Raw genomic sequence first — 12,845 nt, forward strand, 5'->3', positions numbered from 1 at the left:
CATGAAAAATCAACATATTACCGCAATGACGGCAATGGCGCTCGGCCTGTCAGTCGCGTTTGTATCAGCTGCATCCGCTGAGACCAAGACGCTCTATATCGGCATGAATGGCGGCAACATGGAGAAGGCTTACACCGAGCACGTTCTGCCGGAGTTCGAAAAGGCCAACAACGTGAAGGTCGTTGTCGTTCCGGGCACTTCGGCTGATATTCTGGCCAAAGCAACCGCGCAGAAAGACAATCCACAGATGCATGTCATGCTGCTCGATGATGGCGTGATGGTGCGCGCGATCAATGGCGGTCTTTGCCAGAAGATCACCGACGATGCAGTTCTTACCGACATTCAGCCAGCCGCGCGTCTGAAAGACGATATGGCCATCGGCGTTGATATGGGCATGACCGGTATTGCCTACAACAAGAAGCTTTTCGACGAAAAGGGTTGGGCAGCTCCTACCTCGTGGATGGATTTCGCGGATGAAAAGTACAAGAACGCAGTCGTGTTCCAGTCAGCTTCCGCTTCGACTTTCGGCCTGCATGCATTTTTGATGTTCAACCGCATTCAGGGTGGTGATGAAAAGAACCTGGAGCCAGGTTTTGAAAAATTCCCGGACACCATCGGCAAGAATGTTCTGGAATTCATCCCGTCATCGGCCAAAATTTCGGAAATGGTTCAGACTGGCGAAGCAGCAATTTTCCCGCTGACCCCAACCGGCGTCAACAACCTGAAAGACAAGGGCATTCCGGTTGAATATGCACAGCCAAAGGAAGGTTCTGTCATTCTCGCTGTGACTGAATGTGTTCTCGCTGGTAATAATGAACCGGAGCTGAGCCAGAAGCTTGCCCATTACCTGCTTTCCGCAGATGCGCAGAGCAAGGCACTAGACCATGGCAACGTCATTCCATCGAACCTGAAAGCAAAGGCCGGTACGCCAGAAGCACAGGCCAAGCTTGATGCTTTCAACGGCTACATGAAAACCGCCAATACGCTTGACTGGGATGCCGTCAACGAAGGCCGTCAGCAGCTTAACAGCCGCTGGAACCGCACGATCGAACAGTAAGATCATGTTCTGATGAAGAAAAGGCCGCAGATTGATCTGCGGCCTTTTTTCTATGCTGGGATATTGGCTTTCTGCTTTCGTGCCGATTGCCATAAGAGCGGCACAAGAATGAGAGCGACCGCCGGGAATATCATCCAGTTGATGGTTTGCCAGCCTGATGAATGCAAGAGCGATCCGGCAAAGAAGGACGCACAGGCAACCGTGCCGAAGACGAAGAAGTCGTTTGCGCCTTGCGCTTTGCCGCGTTCTTCCGGCGTGTGGCAATCGGCGACCATCGCGGTTGCGCCGATGAAACCGAAATTCCAGCCAATGCCCAGCAGGATCAGCGAAATCCAGAAATGGCTGAGATCAAGGCCCGAGAGAGCAACGATTGCCGATAAGCCAATAATCAGCAGGCCCAAAGCGGTAACGCGCTCCTTGCCGAACCGCGTGATCAGCAGGCCTGTAAAGAAACTTGGCCCAAACATTGCCAGCACATGCCACTGAATACCCAGCGCCGCGTGATCAACCGAATGGCCGTGGCCAACCATGGCGATGGGGGCGGCAGTCATAACGAACGTCATCAATCCGTAGGAGACGACGCCAGCGGCCAAAGCCAGCATGTAACGCGGGTTCAAAAGAATTTCTATGAGCGGTCGTCCGCTATCAGCGGCCTTGTTGGATTTGGTAGTTTTCGGCGAACGAAACAGCATGAGCACCGGAATTGCGAGAAGCGCAAGAACGGCCTGGCTCAGGAAGCTTCCCACATATGGCGTTGACGGCAATGCGTCACGTGTCCAGATGACAAGCTGTGGGCCAATAATTGCGGCGATCAGGCCGCCGATCATCACATAGGAAATGGCGCGCGCTTTGAGCGTGCCTGTTGCGGCATCGGTAGCCGCAAAGCGATAGCTTTGAACATATGCAGCATAAAAGCCAGCAGTGAACGTGCCAAGACAGAAGATCAGGAAGGACGTTGAAAAAATGCCAAGGGCTGCAATCAGGCCTGCTGCCATGCCGAAACACGCGCCCAACAGATAGCCGTTGCGGCGTCCAACGGTCCGCATCACGAAAGCCGCTGGCAATGTGCCCAATGCGAGACCAAGATTAAACAGGCTCACCGGCAGCGTGACGAGTGCCGGATCGGAAGAAAGCTGCTGGCCAACCAGACCGCCCAGCGAAATGATGATGGGTGGACTTGAAGCACCCAGTGCCTGTGCTGCGGTCAGCACGAAAATATTGCGTTTGGCGATGGTCTGGTCGGTCATGTTTCACCCTTTCGGGATGCGCGTTTCGTGGTGCCTGATCAGGTCTTGGCTATTCAGCCGGGACCTGAAAATTTGTGCAAAGCACTGCCATCACCTGCCGCGCTATATCGCTTTCAACGCGATACCATATCGTCTGCCCGTCACGTCGCCCGGCGATAATGCCCTCACGTCGCAACAAAGCCAGATGCTGTGAAACGGTCGAGTCGCGTAGGCCGATCAGCTCTGCAAGCTGTCCCACCGACTTTTCTCCTCCGTACAGCCGACACAGAATCATAAGCCGGTGATTGTTGGCAATTGCTTTGAGAAATTCACTTGCCTTGTCGGCCGCGAGATGGGTTTTGACACCGGGGTCGATTGGGTGAGTTCTATTCATATCTTCATAACTACGAAACCATGAAGATATAGTCAATCCGTAAAGCTGAGCAAAAGGGCTTCTGCTTACACTCATGATATTGTAGTTTTCACGCAGTGATTTCGCTGATTGGCCGTGGAGTTGTCGTGCGCATAGCTGTGTTGGGAATTGTTGCCGGTGTTGTGTTGTCGGGTCAGGCTTATGCAGACGATGACTGGAAAGCCGTTGAAATTATAAAACCTTATACGATTTCCGGCCACACTGGCCCGCAGCTTTATGAATCCATTGGCGAGCGTGGCCCACAGGCCGGAAAATCCCGCGTGATTGCGCACACGACCTTTGTCTTGACCTGGGATCGCAAGTTCGACAATTCCAACAATGGCTGTCGGATTGTATCAGCAAAGCCAAAACTCAAGATCACCTATACGCTGCCCAAGCCATCACAGAAGCTTTCCTCGCCAGTGAAAGAAAACTGGGAACGCTTTTATGACGGCATTTACAAGCACGAGCTTGTCCATGGCGAGACCGCCAAGGATATGACGCGCGAGATCGTCCGCACAACGGTGGGACTGTCCATCCCGAACGATCCGAAATGCCAGAAAATGCGCCGCGAACTGATTAACCGTATCAATGCGCTGGTCGCCGTTCAGCGTCAGCAGGGCCGTGATTTCGACCGCATTGAAATGGGATCCGGCGGCAATGTTGAACAGCTTATTCTGGCACTCGTGAACGGAGGGTAGCCTACGCCGGACTTCCGGCGCAGGCTTGCATCACTAAGCTCGTTTAGCACGAAGCGCTTTCGCTGCCGCCACCATATTGACGAGGGCAGGGCGCACCTCATCCCATTTGCGGGTTTTCAGGCCGCAATCGGGATTGACCCATAGCTGGCCATCGGAAAGCTGCTTGCGGGCGAGTTGCAACAGATCAGCCATCTCACCCACATTCGGAACGCGCGGCGAATGAATATCATAGACGCCCGGCCCGATTTCGTTTGGATATTTGAAGGTCTTGAAGGCTTCGAGCAATTCCATGCGTGAGCGCGACGTTTCAATAGAAATCACATCGGCATCCATATTGGCAATTGCCGCGATGATATCGTTGAATTCCGAATAGCACATGTGGGTGTGGATCTGCGTTTCATCGGCAACGCCGGTCGAGCAAAGGCGAAAACATTCGACGGCCCAGTCAAGATAATGTGCCCAATCGGCGCGGCGCAGCGGCAGACCTTCACGCAATGCGGCCTCATCAATCTGGATCATAGTGGCGCCTGCAACTTCAAGATCATGGACCTCGTCACGAATGGCGAGCGCAATCTGGCGGCAGCTTACCGAGCGTGGAATGTCGTCGCGGACAAATGACCAGTTGAGGATCGTGACCGGGCCCGTCAACATGCCCTTGACCGGCTTGTCGGTCAGCGATTGTGCATATTTCCACCATGCCACCGTCATCGGTTCAGGACGCGAGACATCGCCGAAAATGATGGGCGGGCGGACATAGCGCGAGCCATAGCTTTGCACCCATGCGTGCTTGGTGAAAGCAAAGCCCGAAAGCTGCTCGCCGAAATATTGCACCATATCGTTACGTTCAAACTCGCCATGCACCAGCACATCAAGGCCGATTTCTTCCTGCCAGCGGATTGCGGCTTCCGTCTCACGCTGAATAAAACCTTCATATTGGGCGCTGGTGATCTCGCCTTTGTTATGTGCTGCGCGTGCTTTGCGCACTTCCGGGGTCTGCGGAAAAGAACCGATGGTTGTGGTCGGAAAAGCGGGCAGGCCAAGCTTTGCGTTCTGTCGCTTCTGACGTTTTGCAAAAGCACTCTGGCGGCTTTTCTGCGCCTCGGTGATATTCGCAATCCGCTGTTTAACGGCTGCATTATGCACGCGGGGTGAGGTGGCTCGCGCGCCGACCGCTTCGCTTGCAGCCTTGAGTTCGGATAGAACAGTGCTTTTGCCGGATGCCAGGGCGCGTCCGATGATGGAAAGCTCGTCGATCTTCTGCGCTGCGAACGCAAGCCAGCTTTTGAGTTCTTCATCGAGAGTGGTTTCAAGCTCCAGATCAATCGGCACATGCAAGAGCGAGCAGGACGGTGCGATTTCGATTGTTTCCAGCCCGCGCTTGTCGATCACAGGCTGTATACGGTCGATGATTGCGCTGAGATCGGCGCGCCAGATATTGCGCCCGTCGATGACGCCAAGTGAAAGCACCTGATCTTTGCGTGCTTTGTTCACAACGTCCGCAAGCTGGTCTGCCCCACGCAAAAGATCGACGTGCAGCCCCGCAACCGGCAGGGCAAGCGCTGTTTCGAGATTGCTGCCAAGGTCTCCGAAATAGCTGGCAAGCAGGATTTTGACCGGGCTTGCGGTGCTCAAACGCTGATAGGCCAGTTCAAAGGCAGCACGTTCATTGGGGATGAGGTCGAGAACCAGCGATGGCTCGTCAATTTGCACCCAGTCTGCCCCGGCTGCCGCCAGCTCCTCCAGCAGCACTTCATAAACGGGCAGCAGTTTCGGCAGCAGCGCTATCGGGTTGAAACCCGCTGCGGTCGATTTTGCCAGTTTCAGAAAGGTCACCGGCCCGAGAATGACCGGGCGCGTGTGAATACCCAGCGCTTTTGCCTCAAGAAAATGCTCAACCGGCTTCCGTGACGAAAGTGCGAAGCTCTGATCATCGGTCAGTTCTGGCACCATGTAATGATAGTTGGTATCAAACCATTTGGTCATTTCCAGCGCGGTTACGCCGTCACCCTGATGGTTGCAGCTGCAATCACTGTGCGTTTTGCCTTCGCTCCCACGCGCCATGGCGAAATAGGTTTGAAGTGATATATCGCCGCCCGACCAGCCATAGCGCGCAGGGATCGCCCCCACCATCACGGCAGTATCGAGCACATGATCGTAAAGCGAGAAATCATTGGATGGGATTTTCGTGATGCCGCGGTCGCGTTGTTCTGTCCAGTTGGCGGCGCGCTGGGCGCTTGCGATTGCGAGCAGTTCCACCTCGGACGTCTTACCGGACCAGAAGGCTTCGAGTGCGAATTTCAGCTCACGATGACGGCCAATGCGCGGCACGCCCAGCGTGGCGGTAGCAAGTGTTGCTGTGGCGATTGTTGTTTGTGACATAGCTATATACCCCGACATAGAAAGGGGCGTGGGCTTGCAGATGTGCACAGAAGGCCGCCAAAAAGCGACCAGATATGCGACACTCCGGGAGACCCCGCCCGTTGACGTTATTTGTCATGGCAGGTCTCCTGGCTCGCGGGTCAGCACCTTAGCGCGCATCTTCACCCGAAAACTGTTTCACGTTTTCGGGATGCACTCTGATCCGCCTTCCCGGAATTTTCATTCCAGTGGCATGATGGATCAAGGCTCACCGCTTACAGTTGCGGGGGCAGCACCGGTATTGTTTGTAACGCACCGGTTTCCCTCTTAGCTTCCGTCTGAAATCTGACGAAAGAACCATAACAATGGCCAGTCTGGCGGAAGCATTGCCGCTTGTCAACATCACATAAAGAAATGTTTATATCTTTAAATCATGATCATTGGTAATTCGTTTCGCGCTTTTCTGGCCTGTGTTGAACCACCTGCGCTCACAAAGCTGGGATAGGTGATTGCCAAAAAGCCGTAATTATTTCAAATAGTCCATCGGCCATATGCTCACCAATCGAAAGCGGGATAGACGTGCTCCGTATCAAATTTGCTTTTCTTTGCCTCATCCTCGCAATTGCTTCTCCTGCCAATGCTCTAGAAGCTGGTGCGCTGCCTGTTCTAAAGCCGCTGCCGCAGCAGGCACAGGCTGCTCAACTGACATCTGAATTTCTTCAGCGTTTTCATTATAAGCCCGTGCCGTTAGACGATGCATTGTCAGCCAAAATCATGGATCGCTTTATCGAGATGCTCGACCCTGAAAAGCTGATCTTTTTGCAATCCGACATTGATAGTTTCAAAACGCGCAGCACGCAGATCGATGATGCAATCGAGGGGCAGGATCTGAGTATTCCGTTTGCTATTTTTAACATCTATAGCCAGCGCATTGCTGATCGCATGTCTTATGCGGAGCAGTTGCTCAATGAGAAGTTCGATTTCAGTGCAGAAGAGAGCTATCTGGTCGATCGCAAGAAAGAATCTTGGCCAAAAACGGAAGCGGAACGCAATGATCTTTGGAGAAAGCGCGTCAAGAATGACTGGCTGCGTCTGAAACTTGCCGGCAAAGATGATAGTGCTATTCGCGATACGCTGACCAAACGCTACGAAAACTTACTTTCACGGGCGTCACAATCCAAAGCTGACGACGTATTCCAGCTCTTTATGGCTGCTTATACAACCTCTGTCGATCCGCACACAGATTACTTTGGTGCCAATGCTGCCGCCGAATTCGATATTTCGATGAAGCTTTCCCTCGTGGGTATCGGCGCGGTGTTGCAGGATCGGGATGACTTTACAACCATTCGCGAGTTGACTGCGGGTGGTCCGGCGCAATTGTCGGGTAAGCTTGCGGTTGGTGATCGGATTGTTGGTGTCGGTCAAGGGGAGGATGGGCCTATCAAGGAAGTTGTCGGGATGCGACTTGATGAGGTCGTCAAACTGATACGCGGCGACAAAGGCTCTATCGTGCGTCTTGAGATATTGCCTGCAGAAGCCGGAGCCGACGGTAAACATAGGATTATCAGTCTTGTTCGCGATAAGATCAGCCTTGAAAAGCAGGCTGCTCAGAAGAAAGTCTTGTCTGTAGAAGATGGCACCGCAACACGTAAAATTGGTGTCATTACACTTCCCGCCTTCTATGAAGATATTGAAGCGCGGCGAAAAGGTGAAAAGGACTACAGAAGTGCCAGCCGCGATGTTGCAAAGCTTCTTGGCGAGCTTAAGCAGGAAAAAGTGGATGGCATTCTGATTGATCTGCGTAACAATGGCGGCGGATCATTGAGTGAAGCGATTGATCTCACTGGTTTGTTCGTTGGAAAAGGCCCTGTTGTTCAGCAGCGCAACGCAAAGGGTGAAATCAAGGTCGAACGCGATGATCTCTCTAAGCCTGCGTGGGAAGGTCCGCTTGGTGTGCTGATTAATCGTGGTTCTGCCTCCGCGTCCGAAATCTTTGCGGCTGCGATACAGGACTATGATCGGGGTGTGATTATCGGTGAGCCGAGCTTCGGGAAGGGCACTGTGCAGACGGTGGTCAATCTGGACGAGGTGGCACAAAATCCGCAACCAAAATTTGGTGAGTTGAAATTTACGGTTGCCCAGTTTTTCAGAGTGAACGGTGGCACGACCCAATTGCGCGGCGTATCGCCCGATATAAGTTTGCCGGGTCTTTACGATCTCAAAACTGTTGGTGAAGCAAGCTTTGACAATGCCTTGCCGTGGACCCAGATAAAGGCTGCGAAACACAAGTCTTTTGGCGAGGCGAAGGCTTTCCTTCCCTTGCTGCAGGAAAAGCACGATGCACGCGTTAAAGAGGATGTCGAGTTCCAGCGCTTTGCAGATGATGTTTCTGCGTTGAAGCTCAATCGCGAAAAAACGACGATTTCTCTCAATGAAGATGAACGTCGGGCCGAAATGAAGGCGCAGGCAGCGCGCGCGCGTACACCGGGTCAAAATGATGATGGCTTGCAGTCAAACGAGCGAAGCCTGAGCGATGACATCGCTTTGGAAAAGGCGCGCAAGGACATTAAGGATGTGCTGCAGAATGAAGCTGCTGCGATTGTTGTTGATCTTGCAGACTTACAGAGGAAAGGTGCAAAAACATCGTCCAATTAAACAATCGCGTTGTTGGTCTTCCACGGCACCGGCTGGTCAAATTTGCGCGCAAATTCGAACAGCCGGATAGTCTGGATCAGAGCGGAGCAAGCTTATAGCATTTTCTGTTTTGGGTGGATCGCTGAAAATGCTTTCGCTGTTTGTTGCACCCATTATCCCGCGAAAAACTGCTTCGCACTTTTGCTGGAAATACTTTAAAACTTGCGGCTGAATGAGACTTTCAAGTTACGTCCCGGCATGGCAGAAATGCCATCGCTGAGATAAGGCTCATAGTTCTTGTCGAACACGTTTTCCAGCGCAAGACGCAATTCAGAGTCCTTCATCAGCCCCTGCGTCGGGGTCCAGTTGAAGAACAGGTCATGCACGGAATAGCCCGGTGCTTTGGGGCGATTATAGCTTAAATCACCTTTGACATGCGAGGTTCTGTCCTGCTTGTCGACGAAGGTCCCAGTCCAGCCGAAGTTGATGTCGTTATCGGGAAGTTTGTAGCCCAGCGTCGCCACCGCAGTCGTTGGCATGATGTCGTTGATATAGCTGTCCGGTCCGCGCACATTGTTGAGTGTGCCCTCACGTCTGCCGATCATGTAAGTGAGGCTGGCATCGGCGAACATGAAGTTGTTTTCGTAATGGGCTTCGAGCTCGATGCCGCGCGTATAGTAGGACGGCATATTCCAGTAAAATGGCGCTTCACCGTAGCTGAGATTGGCATTGTTCGCGCTGCCGACGCGTCGTCCGACCGGGTTGGAAACATGATTGTTAAAGAACGAACCGCGCACCATCAGCATATCGCCATCGGTAAACAGGTTGTTGAGCGCAGTGTCCGCACCGATATTGATGGTATTGTTGCGCTCTACCTTGAGGTTGCGGCTGGTTCCTGACGCTTTCGTCTGTATGCTCTGGGTCGAGTAGATTTCATCGATGTTTGGTGCACGCATTGCATAGGCCCAGTCGGCAAAAAGCCGCGTTGCGGGGGTGAGCTGATAGGAGGCGCTCAGAGCGGGCGTGAAACCGTGATGTGATGTTGCCGAATAATCGTGACCAGCGGCGGGATTGTTATAACGAGGGGCGGCGTTTGGAACGCCCTCGGAGCGTACATAATCGTAGCGAACACCGGGCGTGATGATGAGCTTATCGGTGACTGTCATGCGGTCGCGGATGAAGAAGGATGTCATGTCCTGCTTGCCAGCGGGCATGATCCATGGCGCATAATAACCGTAATTATACTGTGCTTGCTTCGCATTGGCTTTATCGAACATCGTCACATCACGGACGTGATGATTATATTGCACACCGTAATTCAGACTGTGTTCAATGCTGGCCAGTTCGAAATTGGAGGTGTTCTCTGCTTCGAGGTGAAAATCCGAATATTTTGCATCGTTTTCGGTGCCTCCCAGTGATCCAGTGCCATTCACGCCCGGAAAGCGTTCGGCATGCATATCGGTTGAGGAATAGCTTGCCATCATGCGCGTGTTCACCAAATCGCTGTCGCCGTCATAGGTGTGTTCGACAACCGATGTGAAATCCTTCAGTTCGCGCCAGGCGAGAAGCCTTTGAATGGCGGCTTTATATGCGGGCGTACCCGGCACCAGCGCATTGTTGCTTGGCTCAAACTGCCCGCGAATGGCGGCAAGCGGTCCCCAGTTGGCACTTTCACCATAAAGGACGGAAGCTTTAACTGCGTGACCACCATATTCGCCACTCAGCTTGCCGGAGAAAGACGTCAGCTCAGAATTGGAGTAATTGTAGATGTCTCCGCCGCCGATCCGCATATTGTCACCCTTGCGCCAGGTCAGGCTGGCTATGCCGTCGAAATCAATTGCAGTGCCGAGATTGGAGCGGCCATAGATGGCTCCGGTTTCCAGAAATTGCTTGTTCGCCGTCTGATAGGCAGTCTTGCCCCAAATGCCCCAGCTTTCGCCATCGCGCAGCATGTCGGCTGCATCCTTGCTTTCCAGCTTTATGGTGCCGCCAAAGCCACCATTGCCGTAACGAACGGTCGTTGCCCCTTTTTCTATTTCGATGCGTTTGAGAAGTTCGGGTTCGACAAAAATTGTACCCTGATCGTATTTCTCGAAGTTCTTAGGGGCGCCATCGAGCAAAATGCGAACATCTGTCTGGCGTGAAAAGCCGCGGATGGCAATCGACTGGCCTTCGGTGCGCACGCCGCCCAGCATGGAGACGCCGGGTGTTCTTTTGACGAGTTCCGGAATTGTCGAGGCTTGAGCCTGTTCGAGCTGTTCCGATGTGATTTGCGATACTCGCGGATCAAGTTCGGCAAAATTCACGCCGGTGATATGCGAAATGCTGATTGTATCAAGTTGCAGCGAGCCGTCATCGGTCGGCACTGGCGCATTGTTTGCTTCCGCCGGGCGCTCCAGCCGAACGGTTTTTTCGCTGGTAAACCGGTATCGAATGCCGGTATTGCGGAGTATCGTTGAAAGCGCTTCAGCGAGCGTCATCGTTCCGTGCACACCCGGTGTATTCAGTCCCGTTGTCACAGATGCATCAAATGCAATTTGCAAGCCTGTCTGAACAGCAAGGCGGTTGAGGCCTGTTGCAAGCGACCCTGCCGCAACATTCACGGTGACGGGTTGGGTTGCCGCTTGGGCCATAGCTGGTGCTGCAAAAAATGGGCTTAAAACAGTGCCGCTTAAAAGCAGCGAAGCAAAAAGAGGCCGCATATAGGCGGTAAGAATGCGTGAGGAGGGGCTTTTCATGTCGTGTCCAGTCTCAACGTTCAAGGCGTTGAAAATTTCGGTGTTGAAGCATCCGCGCATGTTGCGCGCATTGCCTTTCATGGACTGGACGAATGAAAACCGGCTTATGGGACATTCAATTGAAAATTAATTATGCAGGACTGTCAGCAGCGCCCCGATATGCGTGGCTTTCAGATCAAACACCTTGATAAAATCATCAAGCGCGGTGGACGGTGAAGACAGATCGAAAGTGCCAGTAATGCGGCGTTGCGCAAGATCATTGCTTGCAATCATGATCCGGCCGGGAAGATGTCGTGCAATATCTTCGACCACGTGCGAAAGCGGCTGGTCTTCAAAAATGAGCCGCCCATTGCGCCATGAGGCTGCGAATTCAGGATCAATCGCCGTGACCTGTCCGATGCCTGTTGCACTGTCGTAAAAAACGCTGTGGCCTTGTTCGAGACGCAAGGTGTCACGCGGGGTGGGTGCTGGGCCTGAAGCGCTGCTCTTGACCTCAACGGCGTGCTCCGTGACGACCACGTCTGCACCGCGCTCTTTCAGCTTCACATCGAATTCAGTGCCAAGAGCTGTAATATTGCCCTTGGCAGCGCTCACCGTGAAAGGGCGCTGCGTGTCCTTGGCAACGATGAAATAGGCTTCCCCGCGCAGGAGATGAACGTGACGGCCTTTGTTTGTGATGTCAAAAGAGATGGCCGAACTTGAATTGAGCTGAACGGTCGATCCATCGGCGAGTTTTATCACGGGCATTTCGCTGCTTGCAGACATCGCGTCTGCGCGCAGGCGCATGGGGCCATCAAAAGCGATGAAAGCTGCTGCGAAAGCAACAAAAACCAGCATTGACGCCACTGTCGCGCGCACCGGAAAACGCGGTCTTCTGGCAGCTGTTTTGGCGAAATCGATATCCTGCAACAGCAGTAAACGCGTATCGCTGAAAACACGTGAGGCTTTTTTGAAGGCCAGCTCATGCCGGCTATCGCTTGCGCGCCAGCGTGCGCATGCCTCCGCCAGCGCCATATCCTTCGGCGATGCCTGAAGCTGCATCAGCCAATCGACGGCCTGCTCTTGAATCAGGCGTTGTGCCTTGTCTGGTTTTGACGTGGATGAGCGCATCATCCCTGATCCAGTTCATCAAGCCGACAGAGGCAGTGAATCAGCGCCTTGCGAAGGTGGCGGTCCACCATATTGCGCGTGATTCCAAAGCGGCTGGCAATTTCATCTGACGGCAGATTGCCAATGCGATGGGCAATGAAAACGCGGCGCTGGCGAAGAGGAAGTTCCATAATCGCATGACGCAGGCAGTTGAGCCGTCGCGGCATGTCAAGGGCGATGTCAGGATTGGCGTCTTTGCTGGCGATATACGCGGCTTCTTCTTGCGTGCCGGAAAAGAGCTTGGCTTCAAAACGCTCGCGGCGAAACCGGTCAAGGCCCAGATTAATAGCCGCACGCGTTAAAAATGCGTGGAGAGATGACTTGCCTTCAAGGTCGGTCCGGCGATCTTTCAGCCTCACATAAAGATCATGGACAATGTCGTTGGCATTTGAGGATACGTGCCCGCGTCGACGGACTGCGCGACACAGCTCGTCATAATAATCAGTAATGGCAACATCAATCTCTGCCATATCGCGCAGCGGAAAAGCCGCGGGCAGATTAGATTTCTCTGACTGGTTCAAGGCGGGCACCGGATTTGTATGGCCGCATTATAAGGATGTGCTCAATTAA

The 12,845-nt window shown here is 53.3% G+C and carries 10 protein-coding genes and 1 riboswitch; of the genes, 4 read left to right on the forward strand and 6 right to left on the reverse strand.

The annotated features are described in order from the left end of the window. Window position 1: 1 nt before the first annotated feature. A complete protein-coding gene (locus tag VBH83_RS05880) occupies window positions 2-1,057 on the forward strand; it encodes an ABC transporter substrate-binding protein (protein ID WP_265985010.1) in 1,056 nt (351 codons plus the stop codon). A gap of 50 nt (window positions 1,058-1,107) precedes the next feature. On the opposite strand, the gene VBH83_RS05885 is transcribed toward VBH83_RS05880, so the two are convergent. Both VBH83_RS05885 and VBH83_RS05890 read right to left on the reverse strand, forming a co-directional pair. Beyond that, on the reverse strand, window positions 1,108-2,304 hold the full coding sequence (locus VBH83_RS05885; protein WP_396996743.1) for an MFS transporter: 1,197 nt from the start codon (window positions 2,302-2,304) through the stop codon (window positions 1,108-1,110). 49 nt (window positions 2,305-2,353) lie between these two features. Beyond that, window positions 2,354-2,677: a helix-turn-helix transcriptional regulator gene (locus VBH83_RS05890; protein ID WP_265985012.1), complete on the reverse strand. Its 324-nt coding sequence runs from the start codon at window positions 2,675-2,677 to the stop codon at window positions 2,354-2,356. Window positions 2,678-2,808: 131 nt separating this feature from the next. Between VBH83_RS05890 and VBH83_RS05895 the strand changes: the two genes are divergently transcribed. Then, window positions 2,809-3,396, forward strand: coding sequence for a DUF922 domain-containing Zn-dependent protease (locus VBH83_RS05895; RefSeq protein WP_396996852.1), 588 nt, complete (start codon window positions 2,809-2,811; stop codon window positions 3,394-3,396). A 33-nt stretch (window positions 3,397-3,429) separates the two neighbouring features. Here VBH83_RS05895 and metE read toward each other — a convergent pair whose 3' ends face one another. After that, window positions 3,430-5,775, reverse strand: coding sequence for a 5-methyltetrahydropteroyltriglutamate--homocysteine S-methyltransferase (gene metE, locus VBH83_RS05900; RefSeq protein ID WP_396996746.1), 2,346 nt, complete (start codon window positions 5,773-5,775; stop codon window positions 3,430-3,432). Window positions 5,776-5,875: 100 nt separating this feature from the next. Beyond that, window positions 5,876-6,131, reverse strand: a riboswitch (cobalamin riboswitch). Between the two features lie 202 nt (window positions 6,132-6,333). Here metE and VBH83_RS05905 point away from each other — a divergent pair. Beyond that, window positions 6,334-8,409: a carboxy terminal-processing peptidase gene (locus VBH83_RS05905; protein ID WP_396996748.1), complete on the forward strand. Its 2,076-nt coding sequence runs from the start codon at window positions 6,334-6,336 to the stop codon at window positions 8,407-8,409. A gap of 194 nt (window positions 8,410-8,603) precedes the next feature. Here VBH83_RS05905 and VBH83_RS05910 read toward each other — a convergent pair whose 3' ends face one another. Beyond that, complete coding sequence (locus VBH83_RS05910) at window positions 8,604-11,126, reverse strand: TonB-dependent receptor (RefSeq protein ID WP_265985017.1); 2,523 nt, start codon at window positions 11,124-11,126, stop codon at window positions 8,604-8,606. Between VBH83_RS05910 and VBH83_RS05915 the strand changes: the two genes are divergently transcribed. After that, complete coding sequence (locus tag VBH83_RS05915) at window positions 11,125-11,256, forward strand: hypothetical protein (protein ID WP_265985019.1); 132 nt, start codon at window positions 11,125-11,127, stop codon at window positions 11,254-11,256. The two genes, VBH83_RS05910 and VBH83_RS05915, sit on opposite strands and share 2 nt — an antisense overlap. Here the strand turns inward: VBH83_RS05915 and VBH83_RS05920 are convergent. Beyond that, the gene (locus VBH83_RS05920; protein WP_265985021.1) at window positions 11,253-12,239 is read right to left on the reverse strand and encodes a FecR family protein; all 987 of its coding nucleotides are present in this window, start codon (window positions 12,237-12,239) and stop codon (window positions 11,253-11,255) included. The two genes, VBH83_RS05915 and VBH83_RS05920, sit on opposite strands and share 4 nt — an antisense overlap. After that, complete coding sequence (locus VBH83_RS05925; RefSeq protein WP_265985022.1) at window positions 12,236-12,805, reverse strand: RNA polymerase sigma factor; 570 nt, start codon at window positions 12,803-12,805, stop codon at window positions 12,236-12,238. Before VBH83_RS05925 ends, VBH83_RS05920 begins: the two co-directional genes overlap by 4 nt. Between the last annotated feature and the right edge of the window lie 40 nt (window positions 12,806-12,845).

Origin of the sequence: Ochrobactrum sp. S1502_03 (genome assembly GCF_044435015.1) — a bacterium.
Lineage (GTDB): Bacteria > Pseudomonadota > Alphaproteobacteria > Rhizobiales > Rhizobiaceae > Brucella > Brucella chromiisoli.

Bases quoted from the DNA above. Each gene is read 5' to 3' on its own strand.
- VBH83_RS05910 (WP_265985017.1), bottom strand. From the start codon at position 11,126: ATGAAAAGCCCCTCCTCACGCATTCTTACCGCCTATATGCGGCCTCTT.
- metE (WP_396996746.1), bottom strand. From the start codon at position 5,775: ATGTCACAAACAACAATCGCCACAGCAACACTTGCTACCGCCACGCTG.
- VBH83_RS05920 (WP_265985021.1), bottom strand. From the start codon at position 12,239: ATGATGCGCTCATCCACGTCAAAACCAGACAAGGCACAACGCCTGATT.
- VBH83_RS05880 (WP_265985010.1), top strand. From the start codon at position 2: ATGAAAAATCAACATATTACCGCAATGACGGCAATGGCGCTCGGCCTG.
- VBH83_RS05890 (WP_265985012.1), bottom strand. From the start codon at position 2,677: ATGAATAGAACTCACCCAATCGACCCCGGTGTCAAAACCCATCTCGCG.
- VBH83_RS05915 (WP_265985019.1), top strand. From the start codon at position 11,125: ATGTCGTGTCCAGTCTCAACGTTCAAGGCGTTGAAAATTTCGGTGTTG.
- VBH83_RS05885 (WP_396996743.1), bottom strand. From the start codon at position 2,304: ATGACCGACCAGACCATCGCCAAACGCAATATTTTCGTGCTGACCGCA.